This is a genomic window from Pseudomonas sp. Pse35 (assembly GCF_024519715.1).
GTDB classification, from domain to species: domain Bacteria; phylum Pseudomonadota; class Gammaproteobacteria; order Pseudomonadales; family Pseudomonadaceae; genus Aquipseudomonas; species Aquipseudomonas paracarnis.
This window is the reverse complement of record NZ_JALJRP010000033.1, coordinates 47,941-65,284: the sequence shown is the minus strand read 5'-3', so window position 1 is coordinate 65,284 and position 17,344 is coordinate 47,941. Positions and strand designations below refer to the sequence as shown.

Genomic DNA, 17,344 nt, shown 5'->3' with positions numbered 1-17,344 from the left:
GATTTCTTCAACAACTTCAACCACTTGCGCTTGCGATCTCTCGTAAGCGGGAGGCGAATTCTACAGCGTTACACGCTGCTGTCAACACCTCTTTTTCAACTTCCTTTTGGCTTCGATGAACTGAAGCAACTTGCTGCCGAAAACTGCATAACTCATTGTTTGCCAAGGAGTTTTCCGTTTCGACTGCGCCGGAAGTGGGGCGAATTATAGACAGATATAATTCGCCGTCAACACCTATTTTCAGACTTGTTCGGATTTGAGCGTAATACGCGCAAATGCCTTCTTCCCCGCCTGGCAAACGTGAGTCGCGCCCAGCTCGTATATAAAGGTGCGATCAACCACCTCACCATCTATACGTACACCGCCCGAACCCAAGAGATCACGCGCGACCGCCGAATTCTTCACTAAGCCAGCTTTATTAAGCACAGCCGCAATCGGCATCGCCTCAGCAGCAGTCAATTCAATTTCCGGCAGATCGTCAGGCAGCTCGCCGTCTTTCATGCGATTACCTGCCGCGCGGTGAGCGCTGGCCGCAGCCTCCTCACCATGGAAACGCGCAACGATTTCTTCAGCCAGCTTAATCTTCACATCGCGAGGATTAGCGCCCGCCTCGACATCCGCACGCAGCGCATTGATCTCGTCCATCGAGCGGAAGCTCAACAGCTCGAAGTAGCGCCACATCAGCGCATCCGGAATAGACACCAACTTGCCGTACATCACACCTGGTGCTTCCTGGATACCGACATAGTTCCCCAGAGACTTGGACATCTTCTTGACGCCATCCAAGCCTTCCAACAGCGGCATGGTCAGAATGCACTGAGCCTCCTGACCATAGGCGCGTTGCAATTCACGCCCCATCAGCAGGTTGAACTTCTGATCGGTGCCACCCAACTCAACGTCCGCGCGCAGCGCCACCGAGTCGTACCCTTGAACCAGCGGGTAAAGGAACTCATGGATGGCGATTGGCTGATTGGTCGAGTAGCGCTTGTCGAAGTCATCGCGCTCGAGCATGCGTGCCACGGTGTACTGGGACGTCAGACGAATGAAATCTGCCGGCCCCATTTTGTCCATCCAAGTGGAGTTGAACGCCACCTCAGTCTTGGCTGGATCAAGGATCTTGAATACCTGGGTCTTGTAGGTCTCGGCATTATCGAGCACCTGCTCACGAGTCAGCGGCGGGCGCGTAGCGCTCTTGCCGCTTGGATCACCGATCATCCCAGTGAAGTCACCTATAAGGAAGATGACCTGATGGCCCAACTCCTGAAACTGACGCAGCTTATTAATAAGCACGGTATGACCCAGGTGCAGATCCGGCGCAGTCGGATCAAAGCCAGCCTTGATACGCAAGGGTTGGCCACGCTTGAGCTTTTCGATCAGCTCGGCCTCGACCAACAGTTCTTCCGCACCACGTTTTATCAGCGCTAGCTGCTCTTCAACCGACTTCATAACAGACCTGCAAGGCTCAGATTCAAAAGGGAACCAACCATACAAGATCAGGGACTAATTACAAGTTTTGCCCTGCGCACGGACACCGTTCAGCAAGCCCAGCGTTCGCGAGCTTGCGCCACAGATGATTTGGTTATATTTTATACAGTTATTTCATCTTCATCATGTCATTCATCTTTTCCATTTCATCTTCAAAGTCAAAATTACTTATGACCACTGAACCGTCTAAAGCGCCGCCGCTTTACCCGAAGACCCACCTGCTCGCCGCAAGTGGTATCGCCGCCCTTCTCAGCCTGGCACTGCTGGTATTCCCTTCCAGTGACGTTGAAGCCAAACGAACATCCCTGAGCCTCGATCTGGAAAGCCCAGTTGAACAACTGACACAAGATCAAGACGCTTCCGACGCTCAACAAGCCACAAATGCTCCGGCCGAATCACCTTTCGCACAGATCGAAAGCACTCCAGAAGACACTCAACAAGCCACCCAGGAAGCACCTGCGGCAGCCGCAGCCAAGAATCCCCAGCACCGCGAAGTCATCGTGGGCAAAGGCGACACACTATCTACCCTGTTCGAAAAGGTTGGATTGCCTGCCGCCGCTGTAAATGAAGTGCTCGCCAGCGATAAGCAAGCCAAGCAATTCACTCAGCTCAAACGAGGCCAAAAGCTCGAGTTTGAGCTGACGCCAGACGGCCAGCTGAACAACCTGCACACCACTATCAGCGACCTGGAAAGCATCAGCCTGAGCAAAGGCGCCAAAGGCTTCGCATTCAACCGAATCACCACCAAACCCGTCATGCGTTCCGCCTACGTACATGGCGTGATCAACAGCTCGCTGTCGCAATCGGCCGCGCGTGCGGGCCTGTCGCACAGCATGACCATGGACATGGCCAGCGTTTTTGGCTACGACATCGACTTCGCCCAAGACATCCGTCAAGGCGATGAGTTCGACGTGATCTACGAGCAGAAAGTAGCCAACGGAAAAGTCGTGGGCACTGGTAACATCCTGTCTGCACGCTTCACCAACCGTGGCAAAACCTACACCGCCGTGCGCTACACCAACAAACAAGGCAACAGCAGCTACTACACAGCTGATGGCAACAGCATGCGCAAGGCTTTCATCCGTACCCCCGTTGACTTTGCTCGTATTAGCTCGCGTTTCTCCATGGGCCGCAAGCATCCAATTCTGAACAAAATTCGCGCACACAAGGGCGTCGACTATGCCGCGCCGCGTGGCACGCCAATCAAAGCGGCGGGCGACGGCAAGGTCTTGTTGGCAGGGCGCCGGGGTGGTTACGGCAATACGGTGATCATCCAGCACGGCAACACTTACCGCACGCTGTACGGCCACATGCAAGGCTTTGCCAAGGGCGTCAAGACTGGCGGCAACGTGAAACAGGGGCAAGTGATCGGCTACATCGGCACTACCGGCCTCTCCACCGGCCCGCACTTGCACTACGAGTTCCAGGTCAACGGCGTACACGTCGACCCATTGGGCCAGAAGCTGCCGATGGCTGACCCGATTGCCAAGGCCGAACGCGCGCGCTTCATGCAGCAGAGCCAGCCGCTGATGGCACGCATGGATCAAGAGCGCTCCACCATGCTGGCCTCGGCGAAGCGTTAAGGTATGCCGCTCTATATCGGTGTGATGTCCGGGACCAGCCTCGACGGCCTGGATATCGCCCTTATCGAACAAGGCGCGGCGGTCAATCTGATCGCCACCCATTACATCCCGATGCCTGACGCCTTGCGCACAGAACTGCTGAGCCTATGCGCCAGTGGCCCGGATGAAATCGCCCGCTCGGCAATTGCACAGCAACAATGGGTAACGCTCGCTGCGCAAGGCATCCACGCCTTGCTGGATCAACAGAACCTCAAGCCTCAAGACATTCGGGCGATTGGTAGCCATGGTCAGACGATTCGCCATGAACCCGCCCGAGGCTTTACCGTTCAGATCGGCAACCCTGCCCTTCTCACCGAGCTGACAGACATCACGGTCGTCAGCGACTTCCGCAGCCGCGATGTCGCTGCCGGCGGCCAAGGCGCTCCATTGGTTCCAGCCTTTCATGAAGCCTTGTTCGGCGAGCAGACGGGCAATCGCGCGGTATTGAATGTCGGCGGGTTCAGCAACCTCAGCCTGATCGAGACGGGCGAGCCTGTCGCCGGTTTCGACTGCGGCCCGGGGAACGTCCTCCTCGATGCCTGGATTAACCTGCAGCGCGGCGAACACTTTGATCGGAACGGGCAATGGGCGGCCAGCGGCAAGGTCCAACCCCAACTGCTCAATACGTTGCTCAGCGATCCGTTCTTCATGACCAAAGGCCCAAAAAGCACGGGCCGCGAAGTGTTCAACCTGGCCTGGCTGCAGCAGCACCTTGGCCGTTTGCCCGCCTTTGAACCCCAAGACGTACAGGCCACCCTGCTGGAGCTGACGGCCCTGACCATCGTCGAGTCCCTGCAAAGCGCCCAGACTGACACAACAACCTTGCTGATCTGCGGGGGCGGCGCCCATAACGGGGCACTGATGAGCCGGCTGACAACGTTGCTGCCTTCCACTCATGTCAGCACTACAGCGGCCTACGGCGTAGATCCTGACTGGGTAGAAGCAATGGCCTTCGCCTGGCTGGCACATTGCTGCCTGGAAGGCATCGCCGCCAATCGCCCCAGCGTCACTGGCGCACGTGGGCTTCGAGTGCTTGGCGCGATCTACCCCGCCTGACCCCAGACAGCAAAACGCCGCTTGGCCCGTAAAAGCCAAGCGGCGTTTTTGTATCTGCTACCGATCAGATCGAGAACGAAGACCCGCAACCACATGTCGTGGTGGCATTAGGGTTCTTGATCACGAAACGCGAGCCTTCCAGACCTTCCTGATAATCCACCTCGGCACCTGCCAGGTATTGGAAGCTCATCGGATCCACGACCAGGCTCACACCCTCGCGCTCAACGATAGTGTCGTCATCGGCCACATCTTCATCGAAGGTAAAACCGTACTGAAACCCTGAACAACCGCCGCCCGTAACGAATACGCGCAGCTTCAAGCGATCATTACCCTCTTCATCGACCAGGCTCTTCACCTTGTGCGCAGCACCGTGGGTGAATTGCAAAGCCGTGGGGGTGAAGGATTCAACGCTCATGCTGATAATCTCCCGGCGTAGCGCCGCCATATGCGTAATGACCGGTATTATCCGCTTCTCCTAGAAAAGCGGTCAACTATTGTTACGGTATATCAATCCGCCCAGCGACCATTAAAAATGCAAAAGGCCCGATCAACGGGCCTTTGCGCAACGGTGAGCCCGCGTTAAGGCAACATCCCCGCGTGGGACAGGCCCAACTTCTCGTCCAGGCCGAACAGGATGTTCATGTTCTGCACCGCCTGGCCCGAAGCGCCCTTGACCAGGTTGTCGATCACCGACAACACCACCACCAGGTCGCCATCCTGCGGACGATGCACCGCAATACGGCACACATTGGCACCACGCACGCTGCGCGTTTCCGGATGGCTACCGGCCGGCATCACATCGACGAACGGCTCATTGGCATAACGCTTTTCAAACAGCGACTGCAGGTCTACCGAGCGATCGGTGACGGTCGCATACAGCGTGGAGTGAATCCCGCGGATCATCGGTGTCAGGTGCGGCACGAAGGTCAGCCCCACATCCTGGCCGGCAGCGCGACGCAAACCCTGGCGGATTTCCGGCAAGTGCCTATGACCTTTTACCGCATAGGCTTTCATGCTTTCCGACGTTTCGGAGTAAAGCGAACCTACCGCCGCACCACGGCCCGCACCACTGACGCCCGACTTGCAGTCCGCGATCAGGCGCGACGCATCCGCCAAGCCAGCCTCCAGCAATGGCAGAAAGCCCAATTGCGTCGCCGTCGGATAGCAACCCGGCACGGCAATCAGGCGCGCTTGCTTGATCTGCTCACGATTGACTTCCGGCAGGCCGTAAACCGCCTCTTCCAACAGCTGCGGCGCACCATGGGGCTGACCGTACCATTTGGCCCACTCATCGGCGTCTTGCAGACGGAAGTCTGCCGACAAGTCGATAACCTTGGTGCCGGCCGCCAGCAGCTCGCCGGCCAACGCATGAGCCACACCGTGAGGCGTGGCGAAGAACACCACGTCGCAGGCAGCCAGGGTCTTGGTGTCCGGCACACTGAACGCCAGACCGTCATAGTGGCCTCGCAGGTTCGGGTACATATCGGCCACGGCCAGCCCGGCTTCGGATCGGGAAGTGATGACCACCACCTCAGCCTGCGGATGCTGAGCCAACAGACGCAGCAATTCGACACCGGTGTAACCCGTGCCGCCGACGATACCGACCTTGACCATAAACCTGCCCTCAACGAACCCACTGGAAAGCCGTCGATAATAGGGGCCGTATCGTCCTGCGACAACCGTCAACGTGACGTACGGGCGCATGAGCCACTACTATCTTCGCTACCGTGAACCTGGGAATAACTAAAATGCTCTATCTATGGGTCAAAGCCTTACATATCGTCAGCATCGTTTGCTGGTTTGCCGGGCTGTTCTACCTGCCGCGCCTGTTCGTCTACCACGCCCAAAGCGAAGACACCGTCAGCAAGGAGCGCTTCAGCATCATGGAGCGCAAGTTGTACCGTGGCATCATGGGCCCGGCGATGGTTGCCACACTGGTCTTCGGCATCTGGATGCTGGCCCTCAACCCAGGCATTTTCCAGTCGGGGGCCTGGATCCACGCCAAGCTGACCCTGGTCGTCCTGCTGATCGGCTATCACCACATGTGCGGCGCACAGGTAAAACGCTTCGCCCGTGGCGAAAACACCCGCAGCCATGTCTTTTATCGCTGGTTCAATGAGGTCCCGGTTCTGATATTGCTGGCTATCGTAATTTTGGTCGTGGTCAAACCGTTCTAACGTCAATTACTCGGGGAACCTCCAATGTCGCTGCCCGCTCTGCTGGAACAACGTCTGCGCCTGCCCGTGGTGGCCGCGCCGATGTTTCTGATCTCCAATCCACAACTGGTCCTGGCCTGCTGTCGCAACGGGGTAGTGGGGAGTTTCCCGGCGCTCAACCAACGCGAAAGCAGCGGCTTCAAGGCCTGGCTGGAAGAAATCGAAGCGGGCTTGGCGCTGCTGGACAATCCTGCGCCCTATGCCGTGAACCTGATCGTGCACAACAGCAACCCGCGGCTGGAGGCCGACCTGGCGATCTGTGTCGAGCACAAGGTGCCCATCGTCATCACCAGCCTCGGTGCGGTAAAGGAACTGGTGGACGCGGTTCATAGCTACGGCGGCCTGGTATTTCATGACGTTACTACCCGACGCCATGCGGAAAAAGCCGCTGAAGCCGGCGTAGACGGCCTGATTGCCGTAGCCGCTGGCGCGGGTGGCCACGCTGGCACCTGGAGCCCCTTTTCGCTGATTGCCGAAATTCGCCAGTTCTTCGACAAAACCCTGCTGCTGGCGGGCTGCCTTAACCATGGGCACGAAATTCTTGCCGCCCAGATGCTGGGGGCAGACCTGGCATATTTCGGTACGCGCTTTATCGGCACCACCGAAAGTCAGGCACCGGATGCCTATAAGGAGATGCTGCTCACATCCCGCGCTGCCGACATCGTGCACACTCCTGCAGTCTCCGGCGTACCTGCAAGCTTTATGCGCCAGAGCCTGGAAAATGCCGGTTTTGACCTTGCTGCGCTTCAAGGCAAGGGTGAAGTCAATTTCGGTTCCAAGCTCAAGCCATTGAGCGATGAGGCCAAAGCGTGGAAAACTGTATGGTCTGCTGGCCAAGGCGTCGGTGAGATCAATGATGTACCCACTGTGGATGAGCTCATAGCGCGCCTGGATGCCGAATACCGCAAAGCACGCGAGCACGCCGCGCAACTGCGCTGGCCACGCTGACCCACTGCAGGGCCTGCCAACTGGACAGGCCTGCATACTCTTCCTGATTACGTGACAAGGATGCCCGCATGAGCGACAGCCGTTTCAAGATTGTGTTTGACGGAGCCTTGCGCCCAGGTGTCGAAAGCACCACCGCCAAGCTGAACCTCGCCGAGTTATTCAAAAGCGATGTTGAAGCAATCGAAAAACTCTTCACCGGCCGCCCCGTCGCGCTCAAGCGCGACCTGTCCCAGCCCGACGCGCAAACTTACCTGACGGCACTGCACAATGCCGGGATCGACGCTCGCATCGAGGCCGAACAACCCGTGGCGTTCAACCTTGCAGAAACCCACGAGACGGACTCGTCAACCTCTGACCGCGCCGCTGCGTCACCTTATGCACCGCCACGCGCCGCAGTTGGCGACGACCTGCCGGAGTTCGCCACCCTAAAGGTATTCACCATCCACGGGCGCATCGGGCGCCTGCGCTACCTGGCTTGGACGCTGGCACTGACCGTCGCGATGCTGGTGGCAGCGGGCATCATCAGTACGGTGGGCTTCGCGGTGGCGACAGCCTCGCCAACCATCGCCATCATTATTGGCTCGCTGCTGGGTTTCGCGCTGTTTGTGGCATTGGTAGTGGTGAGCGTGCAAATCGGCGTGCAGCGCCTGCATGACCTGGGCTGGTCTGGCTGGCTGTACCTGCTCAACCTGGTTCCGCTGGTAAACAGCGTATTCCCACTCCTATTGCTGGTACTGCCAGGCAATACGGGCGCCAACCAGTACGGCGCGCCACCACCACGCAACTCCACTGCGGTGAAAATCCTGGCCTCGCTGTGGCTGGCGTTCATTCCCTTGATGCTCATCATCGTCGTCACCCTGGGTATGAATGGCTACCTGGACCAGCTTGAAGCCAACATGGACAGCAGCTACGAAAGCAGCTCCATTACCTCCGATGCAGACGCCGATCAAAGCGCTATCGTTGACGAAGCCGAAGCGCAAAGTGCTGACGATGCAGCCGAACCTGTAGACTCTCCAGAACAGTGAAGAAACGCCCGCCGCCTGTGACGCACTGTCATAGGCCGGTGGCGTTGCGATGGAGAAAGGCATGACCCGTTACGCTCTGATCACCGGCGCCTCCAGTGGCATCGGCCTGGCATTGGCCGAGGCCTTGGCACGGCGCGGCCGTAGCTTGATTCTGGTGGCCCGCCAGCGTGATCAGTTGGAAAGCATTGCATTGGAGTTGACCCAACGCTTCGGCGTCGAGGTGCTGTTTCGTGCCTGTGATTTGAGCGAGCCGCTGCGTTTGTCCGGCTTTTTGCTGGAGCTCGAAGAGGGTGAGCGACAGATCGACCTGCTGGTCAACTGCGCCGGCATCGGCACCAGCGGGCCGTTCCTGGCCCAGGACTGGATGACCGAGCAGGACCTCATCGAGGTCAACATCCTGGCCTTGACCCGCATGTGCCACGCACTGGGCAATGCCATGGCCCTGCATGGCGGCGGGCAAATCCTCAATGTGGCTTCGGTCGCCGCCTTCCAGCCTGGGCCGTGGATGAGCAGCTACTACGCCAGCAAAGCCTACGTATTGCACTTCTCCGAAGGGCTGCGTGAAGAATTGAAGACCTGCGGCATCAAGGTTTCAGTGCTGTGCCCCGGCCCCACGCGCACCGCATTCTTCGGCACCGCGCAGATGGATACGGCGAAACTCGACCGCAGCCAGCAGCTGATGAGCCCGGAAGAAGTCGCGCTCTACACCGTGCGGGCGCTGGAAAAGAACAAGGCCATTATCATTCCCGGGCGCCGCAATCGATGGCTGACGTTCAGCCCACGCCTGAGCCCACGCTGGCTCACTCGCAAAATTGCCGGCGCCATCAACAAGGCCTATTGCCCACGCTGATGGCCTACGTACACTCACCTCACTTTTCACGATGGAGATACAGCTGTGGATACTCTGTTCACCAAGATCATCAACAGGGAAATACCGGCGAAGATCATCTATGAAGATGACCAAGTCCTGGCTTTTCACGATATCGCCCCGCAGGCACCAGTGCATTTCCTGGTTATCCCGAAAAAACCCATTCGTACCCTCAACGACCTGACCGAGGACGATAAGGCGCTGGCCGGCCATATCCTGTTCACCGCCCAACGCCTGGCCGTGGAACAAGGCTGCGAAAAAGGCTTTCGTGTGGTGATGAATTGCAATGAAGACGGCGGGCAAACCGTTTACCACATCCATATGCACGTGCTGGGTCAGCGCCAGATGAACTGGCCACCGGGCTGAGTGCACAAGGGCAAATTGACTCAGCACAAACGCTGGACGCTCTCTTGCGGTAAACTGGCCGCCGAGATTCTTCCCGGAGGTCAGCATGACTACCCAACGTCACTACTCGCCGATTGACCGTCTGTTGCTGCAAGCCGACACGGCCATGCGCACCCTGCTGCCGTTCAGCGGCCAGCCCTACCGTCCCTCGCCCGCCATCGTGCAGCCGGATGTACAGCTGAGCGACACCGATACCCGTCACGTCGCTGGCCTGATGCGCATTAACCATACCGGTGAAGTCTGTGCCCAGGCGTTGTACCAGGGCCAGGCGCTGACCGCCAAGTTGCCACAGGTACGCACGGCGATGGAGCATGCGGCCGAGGAAGAGATCGACCATCTGGCCTGGTGCGAACAACGCATCCGCCAGTTGGGCAGCCATCCCAGCGTGCTCAACCCACTTTTTTATGGCTTGTCGTTTGGTATCGGCGCGGCTGCCGGGCTGATCAGCGACAAAGTCAGCCTGGGGTTTGTGGCCGCGACAGAACATCAGGTGTGCAAGCACCTGGACGAACACCTGGAGCAACTGCCGGCCGAAGACGAAAAGTCACGGGCCATTCTTGAGCAGATGCGCATCGATGAAGAACACCACGCAGAGAGCGCGCTGGACGCGGGCGGCTTCCGCTTTCCAGCCCCGGTACGGTTCGGCATGAGCCTGCTGGCCAAGGTCATGACCAAAAGCACCTATCGAATCTGAACCGAAAAAAAGGGCGCCCGAAGCGCCCTTTCTTTTGCCTGCTGCAATCAACCCAACTCGATGATTTCGTAGTCGTGGGTAATGACCACGCCCGCGGCCCCCAGCATGATCGATGCTGAGCAGTACTTCTCGGCCGACAGCTCGATGGCCCGCTTGACCTGGGCTTCTTTCAGCGCCCGGCCCTTGACCACGAAATGCATATGGATCTTGGTAAAAACCTTGGGGTCTTCAGTGGCGCGCTCGGCTTCCAGGAAGGCTTCGCAGCTTTCCACGGCTTGCCGGGACTTCTTCAAGATGCTGACCACGTCGAAATTGCTGCAACCGCCCACACCCAGCAGCAACATTTCCATGGGGCGTACACCCAGGTTCCGACCGCCGGCTTCCGGCGGGCCATCCATAACCACCACGTGGCCGCTGCCCGACTCACCGAGGAACATGGCTTCGCCCGCCCATTGGATGCGTGCCTTCATCGCCCAGACTCCACTGCTAAAAAAGGGTCGCCAGCTTAGCACAGGGCCTTGAAACAGCAGCGCCCTGCATAAAATCGATAAATGACAGCGTTTGCCCGCTAAATTGGCTAATCGCGACAGAAGGTGTCTGGTAAGCTGGCGCCAAATGAATGGCGCATTGCCATGTCTTGTACGGCGTGTATCAATGAGATGCCGCTGGATAAAAACAACGCCAACGACACCGCGCAGTCTTTTTCGGGATACAACCATGGTTGCTCTTACTCCCACATCCAAGATCAAGAACCTCGACAAGCTGCTGCTTCACTGCCAGCGCCGACGTCATCCGGCCAAACACAACATCATCTGCGCCGGCGAGCGTTCAGAAACCCTGTTCTTCATCATCAAAGGCTCGGTCACCATCCTGATCGAGGATGAGGATGGCCGTGAGATGATCATTGCCTATCTCAACGCCGGAGACTTCTTCGGGGAGCTGGGTTTGTTTGAACAAGCAGGCAAAGAGCAGGAACGTAGTGCTTGGGTACGGGCCAAAGTTGAGTGCGAAGTGGCCGAAATCAGCTATGCGAAATTTCGCGAATTGGCCCAGCATGATCCGGACATCTTGTACGCCCTGAGCGGTCAGATCGCCCAGCGCCTGCGCGACACCACGCGTAAGGTCGGCGACCTGGCGTTCTTTGATGTCACTGGCCGCGTCGCTCGCTGCCTGCTGGAATTATGCAAACAACCCGACGCCATGACCCATCCCGACGGCATGCAGATCAAAGTCACGCGCCAGGAGATCGGACGTATTGTCGGGTGTTCGCGGGAAATGGTCGGCCGCGTGCTCAAGGATTTGGAAGAACGCAACCTGGTGCACGTCAAAGGCAAGACGATGGTGGTGTTCGGTACTCGCTAGAGCGGCAGGAAGCCAGCCAGCATCTGCCGGTACAACGTGTCGAGCCGACGGATCGCGTCCGGCGCGGGAAACGCTTCGTGCAGTGCGATATGGCTATCGGCGCGAACCCGCTGCTCCAAGCCGCAGGCTTGATTGAAGCGGTTGACCGCCGCAATCAATTCCTCACGATCATTCTCCAGCAACATCGCCCCATGCACCAACCCGACCGGGCGGCCACCGCTTTGCCGCCAACGCTGGGCAGTGCCCACCATTTTGCGGCCATTGAGGTTGACGTTGTAACGACCGTCGCAAAACGCACCGTCAATTTCGCCGACGGACGCATCGCCACCCAACTCGATCAACAGATCACAGATCGGTTGGCACAAGCGCTGATAGCCGGTTTCGATGCGCCCCTGGTCGCCTTCGCTACGCGGTGGGGCATAGACCAGGGCGATGTTGACCGTGGCGCCGGACTGCGGCACCGGCTCACCGCCGGTTTCACGCAGCAATACCGGCCAACCCGCATCGGCCGAGACCTGGCTCGCCACCGCGAATGCCGGCAGCCGGCTCAAACGGCGCGGCATGACCAGCGCTTGGTCACTGGGCTGCCAGAACAGCAATCCGAATGCCTGCTCACCCGCGCAAACCGCTGCCAATAGGTCTTGCTCGGCGGCAAGGCCTGCTTCGACAGTCATGATCACGGGCTGGAGCATCGAACACCTACCTACCTGAATAAACACAAAACCAATGTGGGTGCTGGCTTGCCTGCGATAGCGGTGTGTCAGCTACACAGAGGTTGGCTGACCCGCCGCTATCCAGGCAAGCCAGCGCCTACAGTTCCGAGCGTATTTCAAATCAGTCTAGTGTCGAACCGCTGATCGTCGTACCGCGCTCCGGGAAGAACAAACGCTGCAGTTCCGCCCCCGGGTTCTCGGCGCGCATAAAGGTCTCGCCCACCAGGAACGAGTACACACCACTGATTTCCATCAATTCCACATCGGCGCGATTGACGATGCCACTCTCGGTAATCACCAAGCGATCGCGCGGAATACGCGGCAGCAGGTCGAGGGTAGTTTCCAGGCTGACGTCGAAGGTATGCAGGTTACGGTTGTTGACGCCCACCAGCGGAGTATCGAGGGTCTTCAATGCGCGCTCCAGCTCGTCGCCGTCATGCACTTCGACCAACACGTCCAGGCCGACGCTTTTGGCCACGGCCGCCAGCTCGGCCATCTTCACGTCATCCAATGCCGAGACAATCAGCAACACGCAGTCGGCACCCAAGGCACGAGCTTCGACGATTTGGTACGGGTCGACCATGAAATCCTTGCGGATCACCGGCAGCTTGCACGCAGCGCGCGCCTGTTGCAGGAACGGGTCGGAACCCTGGAAGTAGTCAATATCCGTCAGCACAGACAAGCAGGTTGCCCCACCCTTCTCGTAACTGACGGCGATCTCAGCGGGTACGAAGTGTTCGCGAATCACGCCTTTGCTCGGCGAGGCTTTCTTGACCTCGGCGATCACGGCCGGCTGCTTGAGCTTGGCCTGGGCGATCAAGGCATTGGCAAAGCCGCGTGGTGCCTCGGCGCTTTTCGCCTGCGCTTCCAACTCGGCCAGGCTCACCCGGGCACGGCGCTCGGCCACTTCTTCAGCCTTACGGGCCAGGATCTTTTCCAGAACAGTTGGCACACTCATCCTTCATTCTCCATCTTGAATACGGCGGTGAATGCTCCCAGCTCTTCGAGCTTCTCACGAGCCAGGCCGGTGTGCAGCGCATCGTGGGCCAAGGCGACACCTTCCTTGAGACTATAGGCATGGTCAGCGGCGTAAAGGGCTGCGCCAGCATTGAGCACAATCATCTCCGCAGCTTTCTGACCGTTTTCGCTCTTGCGACGCCCCAGGGCATCACGAATCAATTCCAACGAAGCTGCCGGGCTTTCCACCGCCAGGCCGTGCAAGCTCTGGCTTTTCATACCCAGGTCTTCGGGCTCGACCCAATATTCGGTGACCTCGTCGTTCTTGAGCTCGGCCACGAAGGTCGGCGCCGCCAAGCTGAATTCGTCAAGGCCATCCTTGGAATGCACCACCAGCACATGCTTGCTGCCCAGGCGTTGCAAGACTTCGGCCAGCGGCCGGCACAGCGCCTGGCTGAACACGCCTACCACCTGGTGCTTCACACCGGCCGGATTCGTAAGCGGGCCGAGCATGTTGAACAGGGTACGCAAGCCAAGGTCCTTACGCGGGCCGGCAGCGTGTTTCATTGCGCCATGATGGGACTGGGCAAACATGAAGCCGATACCAACGCTGTCAATGCAGCGCGCTACTTGCACCGGCGTGAGGTTCAGGTAAATACCGGCCGCTTCCAGCAAGTCGGCACTGCCGCTCTTGCCAGACACTGCACGGTTACCGTGCTTGGCGACGGTGCAACCAGCGGCGGCCACCACAAAAGATGAGGCGGTCGACACGTTGAAAATATTCGCACCGTCACCGCCGGTGCCCACCACATCGACGACGCCGTCGAGAGTCTTGAGCTCGACCTTGTCCGCCAGCTCACGCATCACCGACACCGCACCGACTATTTCGTCGATGCTTTCGCTCTTCATGCGCATCGCCATCATAAAGGCGCCGATCTGGGCATCGGTGCATTGGCCGGTCATGATCTCGCGCATCACATCGCTCATTTCCGCGGTGCTAAGGTCCAGATGGCCGACGATACGGCTCAGGGCAGTCTTGATATCCATGAAAAGTCCTTAGCGCGTGCCGCCGCTCTGCTTGAGAAAGTTGGCGAACAGCTCGTAGCCCTGCTCGGTCAGGATTGATTCAGGGTGAAATTGCACCCCTTCGATGTTCAGCGTCTTGTGACGCAAGCCCATGATCTCGTCGACCGAGCCGTCTTCCAATTGGGTCCAGGCGGTCAGTTCCAGGCATTCGGGCAAGGTTTCACGCTTGACCACCAGTGAGTGGTAACGGGTCACGGTCACCGGCAGGTTCAGGCCGTGGAACACGCCCAGGTCACGATGGAACACCGGGCTGGTCTTGCCGTGCATGACCTCCCGCGCGCGCACCACATCACCGCCAAACGCCTGGCCGATGGACTGGTGGCCCAGGCAGACGCCCAGGATCGGCAGCTTGCCGGCGAAATACTGGATAGCTTCCAGAGAGATGCCCGCCTCGGTCGGCGTGCACGGGCCAGGTGAGACGACGATGCGCTCGGGGTTCAACGCGGCGATTTCGGCAACAGTGAGTTCATCGTTGCGCACCACCTTGACCTCGGCACCCAGCTCGCCCAGGTATTGCACAACGTTGTAGGTAAAGGAGTCGTAGTTATCAATCATCAGCAACATGTGGGTTCAAACCTCTTGAATTCACTGATTTCAAATGACCGCCTTCCAAGAGTGTGACCCGCTGCCAGACACACGTTCCGGTTGCCAGGGTGAGTTGGCAAGGGGCGTCAGGCAACGGGTGAAGAAGGCAAATCGGTACAGGTCCGGCCAGGCCGGCAGAGAAAAATGTCAGGCGCGCCAACGCCAACGGGCGTGTGCCTTGACTACTCGCATCAAGAGTTTGCTGATGATCAACACGGGGAGGGTCTCATTCATACGTTCAGGCACAGTAACGTAGGCTCGCCAGCGGTGCAATATGGAGCCGCAAATACGGGGGCCAACGTAGGCAGATTCCACATATCCCTACAGAAAATGCTAGAAATTTTGCTAGTGTTTCACTTCCAACATAAAAACAACCGAATGGAATCTTGCATGCTCAGACCAGCGTTTTTCACGCCCCTTGCCGGCTGCCTCCTGTCATTGGCCTGCGCCCAGGCGTTCGCAGCCCCGTCACCTTATTCAACTATGGTGGTTTTCGGCGACAGCCTGGCTGATGCAGGCCAGTTTCCCGACGGTTCGGCCGGTGCCACGTTGCGCTTTACCAATCGAACCGGGGCGAACTTCCAGGGTGAGTACGGCCTGGTCTCCTCAACCCTATTGGGTGCCAAATTGGGGGTAGCCCCCAATGACCTGAATGCCTCCACCTCACCCGTTCGCGCAGCCCAAGGTTTGCCAGACGGGAACAACTGGGCAGTGGGTGGTTACCGTACCGACAATATCCTCGACTCTATTACCTCAGTCTCCGATGCTGCGATTCCCCCCGGCAATGCCGGGGGTGGCACCGTGTTGCGCAGCCGGCAGGGCTATTTGCCGGCCAATGGTGGGAGAGCTGACCCGAACGCGCTCTACTTCCTTTCCGGTGGGGGCAACGACTTCCTCCAAGGCCGGGTACTCAGCCCCGCTCAAGCGGTCGCCGCAGGTGGGCGTCTGGCGGACAGCGCCCAGGCCCTGCAACAAGCCGGCGCACGCTACATCATGGTCTGGATGCTACCCGACCTAGGACTGACGCCGGCCATCAACGGCACCCCACAGCAAGCATCGACCTCGGCCCTGAGCAATATTTTCAACCAGTCCCTGGTACAGCGCCTGTCACAAGTGGATGCGCAGGTTATTCCGCTGAACATCCCGCTGTTGTTGAACGAGGCTTTCGCCGATCCGGCCCGCTTCGGCCTCGCCACCGGCCAGAACCTGACCGGCACCTGCTTCAGCGGCAACAGTTGCACCGCCAACCCAACCTACGGCATCGGCGGTACCAATCCGGACCCGACCAAGCTGATCTACAACGACTCGGTCCACCCGACTGTGGCCGGGCAACGCTTGATTGCCGACTACGCCTATTCGCTACTCGCCGCGCCGTGGGAACTGACCTTGCTGCCGGAAATGGCCCAAGGCACATTGCGCGCCCACCAGGACGAGGTGCGTAACCAATGGCAAGCAGACAACGGCAGTTGGCAAGCCGTCGGCCAATGGCGCGCCATAGTGGCCGGCGGCGGCCAACGCCTGGATTTCGATGATCAGAGCAGCTCGGCCAGTGGCGACGGCAGCGGCTACAACCTGAATATCGGTGGCAGCTACCGGCTCGATGAAAACTGGCGCGTGGGCGTTGCCGCTGGCCTGTATCGGCAGACCCTCGAAGCCGGTGCCAATGATTCGGACTACAAGCTCAACAGCTATATGGGCACGGCTTTCGCTCAGTATCAGCAAAATCACTGGTGGGCCGATGCCGCATTGACCGGCGGCAAGCTGGACTTCGACAGCCTCAAGCGCAAGTTCGCCCTGGGTGTCAGTGAAGGCTCGGAGAAAGGTGATACCGATGGCTGGCTCTGGGCACTGAGCGGCCGCGTGGGGTATGACATCGCCACACCGGGCAGCGACTGGCACCTGTCGCCGTTCATCAGCGCCGATTACGCGCGGGTTGAAGTCAATGGTTACTCGGAGAAAAACAGCCGCTCCACCGCCCTGACCTTTGATGATCAACAACGCGACTCCAAGCGCCTGGGCGTCGGCCTGCAAGGCAGCTACCGCATCGCGCCGCAAACCCAGGTTTTTGGCGAAGTTGCACACGAGCATGAGTTTGAAAATGACACCCAGAAGGTGAACATTTCGCTCAACAGCGTCCAGGGAATCGACTTCAAGCTGGACGGCTATACGCCTCGCAGTAACTCTGACCGCTTGAGCCTGGGTGTCAGCCACAAGCTGACTCAGGACCTGGCACTGCGCGCGGCGTATAACCTGAGGAAGGATGACAATTTGACCCAGCAAGGCATCAATGTCGGGGTCAGTCTGGATTTCTAAATACTGCGC

The 17,344-nt window shown here is 58.8% G+C and carries 18 protein-coding genes; 10 read left to right on the top strand and 8 right to left on the bottom strand.

Going from position 1 to position 17,344, the window contains the following annotated elements:
- Positions 1-240: 240 nt before the first annotated feature.
- Positions 241-1,446, bottom strand: coding sequence for a tyrosine--tRNA ligase (gene tyrS / locus OC445_RS22435; protein ID WP_054896812.1), 1,206 nt, complete (start codon positions 1,444-1,446; stop codon positions 241-243).
- 209 nt (positions 1,447-1,655) lie between these two features.
- Here tyrS and OC445_RS22430 point away from each other — a divergent pair, with 209 nt between their 5' ends.
- A complete protein-coding gene (locus OC445_RS22430; RefSeq protein ID WP_198791609.1) occupies positions 1,656-3,068 on the top strand; it encodes a peptidoglycan DD-metalloendopeptidase family protein in 1,413 nt (470 codons plus the stop codon).
- A 3-nt stretch (positions 3,069-3,071) separates the two neighbouring features.
- Positions 3,072-4,163, top strand: a complete 1,092-nt coding sequence (locus OC445_RS22425; protein ID WP_034128804.1) for an anhydro-N-acetylmuramic acid kinase — start codon at positions 3,072-3,074, stop codon at positions 4,161-4,163.
- 64 nt (positions 4,164-4,227) lie between these two features.
- Here the strand turns inward: OC445_RS22425 and erpA are convergent, their stop codons facing one another.
- Complete coding sequence (gene erpA, locus OC445_RS22420; protein ID WP_003176443.1) at positions 4,228-4,578, bottom strand: iron-sulfur cluster insertion protein ErpA; 351 nt, start codon at positions 4,576-4,578, stop codon at positions 4,228-4,230.
- Between the two features lie 164 nt (positions 4,579-4,742).
- The gene (gene argC, locus OC445_RS22415; RefSeq protein WP_096144476.1) at positions 4,743-5,777 is read right to left on the bottom strand and encodes an N-acetyl-gamma-glutamyl-phosphate reductase; all 1,035 of its coding nucleotides are present in this window, start codon (positions 5,775-5,777) and stop codon (positions 4,743-4,745) included.
- Positions 5,778-5,911: 134 nt separating this feature from the next.
- Between argC and hemJ the strand changes: the two genes are divergently transcribed.
- The 6 genes from hemJ to coq7 all read left to right on the top strand — a co-directional run bounded on the left by hemJ (position 5,912) and on the right by coq7 (position 10,319).
- The gene (gene hemJ, locus OC445_RS22410; protein WP_198791608.1) at positions 5,912-6,340 is read left to right on the top strand and encodes a protoporphyrinogen oxidase HemJ; all 429 of its coding nucleotides are present in this window, start codon (positions 5,912-5,914) and stop codon (positions 6,338-6,340) included.
- Positions 6,341-6,364: 24 nt separating this feature from the next.
- Positions 6,365-7,327 carry an NAD(P)H-dependent flavin oxidoreductase gene (locus tag OC445_RS22405; RefSeq protein WP_054920666.1) on the top strand — a complete coding sequence of 321 codons (963 nt, stop codon included), beginning with the start codon at positions 6,365-6,367 and terminating at the stop codon, positions 7,325-7,327.
- Positions 7,328-7,395: 68 nt separating this feature from the next.
- Positions 7,396-8,352, top strand: a complete 957-nt coding sequence (locus OC445_RS22400; RefSeq protein ID WP_054896807.1) for a DUF805 domain-containing protein — start codon at positions 7,396-7,398, stop codon at positions 8,350-8,352.
- A 61-nt stretch (positions 8,353-8,413) separates the two neighbouring features.
- A complete protein-coding gene (locus OC445_RS22395) occupies positions 8,414-9,202 on the top strand; it encodes an SDR family NAD(P)-dependent oxidoreductase (RefSeq protein ID WP_072445541.1) in 789 nt (262 codons plus the stop codon).
- A 45-nt stretch (positions 9,203-9,247) separates the two neighbouring features.
- Complete coding sequence (locus OC445_RS22390; protein WP_003194682.1) at positions 9,248-9,586, top strand: histidine triad nucleotide-binding protein; 339 nt, start codon at positions 9,248-9,250, stop codon at positions 9,584-9,586.
- Between the two features lie 85 nt (positions 9,587-9,671).
- A complete protein-coding gene (coq7, locus tag OC445_RS22385) occupies positions 9,672-10,319 on the top strand; it encodes a 2-polyprenyl-3-methyl-6-methoxy-1,4-benzoquinone monooxygenase (protein ID WP_054920673.1) in 648 nt (215 codons plus the stop codon).
- Between the two features lie 47 nt (positions 10,320-10,366).
- On the opposite strand, the gene OC445_RS22380 is transcribed toward coq7, so the two are convergent.
- The gene (locus OC445_RS22380) at positions 10,367-10,789 is read right to left on the bottom strand and encodes an OsmC family protein (RefSeq protein WP_003194686.1); all 423 of its coding nucleotides are present in this window, start codon (positions 10,787-10,789) and stop codon (positions 10,367-10,369) included.
- A 247-nt stretch (positions 10,790-11,036) separates the two neighbouring features.
- On the opposite strand from OC445_RS22380, the gene crp reads away from it, so the two are divergent.
- Complete coding sequence (gene crp, locus OC445_RS22375) at positions 11,037-11,681, top strand: cAMP-activated global transcriptional regulator CRP (RefSeq protein WP_054920677.1); 645 nt, start codon at positions 11,037-11,039, stop codon at positions 11,679-11,681.
- Here crp and OC445_RS22370 read toward each other — a convergent pair.
- The 4 genes from OC445_RS22370 to OC445_RS22355 all read right to left on the bottom strand — a co-directional run bounded on the left by OC445_RS22370 (position 11,678) and on the right by OC445_RS22355 (position 15,001).
- A complete protein-coding gene (locus tag OC445_RS22370) occupies positions 11,678-12,373 on the bottom strand; it encodes a biotin/lipoate A/B protein ligase family protein (protein ID WP_054920679.1) in 696 nt (231 codons plus the stop codon). The two genes, crp and OC445_RS22370, sit on opposite strands and share 4 nt — an antisense overlap.
- A 142-nt stretch (positions 12,374-12,515) precedes the next feature.
- Positions 12,516-13,352, bottom strand: coding sequence for an indole-3-glycerol phosphate synthase TrpC (gene trpC / locus OC445_RS22365; protein ID WP_034128811.1), 837 nt, complete (start codon positions 13,350-13,352; stop codon positions 12,516-12,518).
- Positions 13,349-14,398: an anthranilate phosphoribosyltransferase gene (trpD, locus tag OC445_RS22360; RefSeq protein ID WP_072445542.1), complete on the bottom strand. Its 1,050-nt coding sequence runs from the start codon at positions 14,396-14,398 to the stop codon at positions 13,349-13,351. Before trpD ends, trpC begins: the two co-directional genes overlap by 4 nt.
- A 9-nt stretch (positions 14,399-14,407) precedes the next feature.
- Positions 14,408-15,001, bottom strand: a complete 594-nt coding sequence (locus OC445_RS22355) for an aminodeoxychorismate/anthranilate synthase component II (RefSeq protein ID WP_032895052.1) — start codon at positions 14,999-15,001, stop codon at positions 14,408-14,410.
- 411 nt (positions 15,002-15,412) lie between these two features.
- Here OC445_RS22355 and estP point away from each other — a divergent pair, with 411 nt between their 5' ends.
- Positions 15,413-17,335: an esterase EstP gene (gene estP / locus OC445_RS22350; protein WP_054896804.1), complete on the top strand. Its 1,923-nt coding sequence runs from the start codon at positions 15,413-15,415 to the stop codon at positions 17,333-17,335.
- Positions 17,336-17,344: the final 9 nt, after the last annotated feature.

Bases quoted from the DNA above. Each gene is read 5' to 3' on its own strand.
- tyrS (WP_054896812.1), bottom strand. From the start codon at position 1,446: ATGAAGTCGGTTGAAGAGCAGCTAGCGCTGATAAAACGTGGTGCGGAA.
- OC445_RS22430 (WP_198791609.1), top strand. From the start codon at position 1,656: ATGACCACTGAACCGTCTAAAGCGCCGCCGCTTTACCCGAAGACCCAC.
- OC445_RS22425 (WP_034128804.1), top strand. From the start codon at position 3,072: ATGCCGCTCTATATCGGTGTGATGTCCGGGACCAGCCTCGACGGCCTG.
- erpA (WP_003176443.1), bottom strand. From the start codon at position 4,578: ATGAGCGTTGAATCCTTCACCCCCACGGCTTTGCAATTCACCCACGGT.
- argC (WP_096144476.1), bottom strand. From the start codon at position 5,777: ATGGTCAAGGTCGGTATCGTCGGCGGCACGGGTTACACCGGTGTCGAA.
- hemJ (WP_198791608.1), top strand. From the start codon at position 5,912: ATGCTCTATCTATGGGTCAAAGCCTTACATATCGTCAGCATCGTTTGC.
- OC445_RS22405 (WP_054920666.1), top strand. From the start codon at position 6,365: ATGTCGCTGCCCGCTCTGCTGGAACAACGTCTGCGCCTGCCCGTGGTG.
- OC445_RS22400 (WP_054896807.1), top strand. From the start codon at position 7,396: ATGAGCGACAGCCGTTTCAAGATTGTGTTTGACGGAGCCTTGCGCCCA.
- OC445_RS22395 (WP_072445541.1), top strand. From the start codon at position 8,414: ATGACCCGTTACGCTCTGATCACCGGCGCCTCCAGTGGCATCGGCCTG.
- coq7 (WP_054920673.1), top strand. From the start codon at position 9,672: ATGACTACCCAACGTCACTACTCGCCGATTGACCGTCTGTTGCTGCAA.
- OC445_RS22380 (WP_003194686.1), bottom strand. From the start codon at position 10,789: ATGAAGGCACGCATCCAATGGGCGGGCGAAGCCATGTTCCTCGGTGAG.
- crp (WP_054920677.1), top strand. From the start codon at position 11,037: ATGGTTGCTCTTACTCCCACATCCAAGATCAAGAACCTCGACAAGCTG.
- OC445_RS22370 (WP_054920679.1), bottom strand. From the start codon at position 12,373: ATGCTCCAGCCCGTGATCATGACTGTCGAAGCAGGCCTTGCCGCCGAG.
- trpC (WP_034128811.1), bottom strand. From the start codon at position 13,352: ATGAGTGTGCCAACTGTTCTGGAAAAGATCCTGGCCCGTAAGGCTGAA.
- trpD (WP_072445542.1), bottom strand. From the start codon at position 14,398: ATGGATATCAAGACTGCCCTGAGCCGTATCGTCGGCCATCTGGACCTT.
- OC445_RS22355 (WP_032895052.1), bottom strand. From the start codon at position 15,001: ATGTTGCTGATGATTGATAACTACGACTCCTTTACCTACAACGTTGTG.
- estP (WP_054896804.1), top strand. From the start codon at position 15,413: ATGCTCAGACCAGCGTTTTTCACGCCCCTTGCCGGCTGCCTCCTGTCA.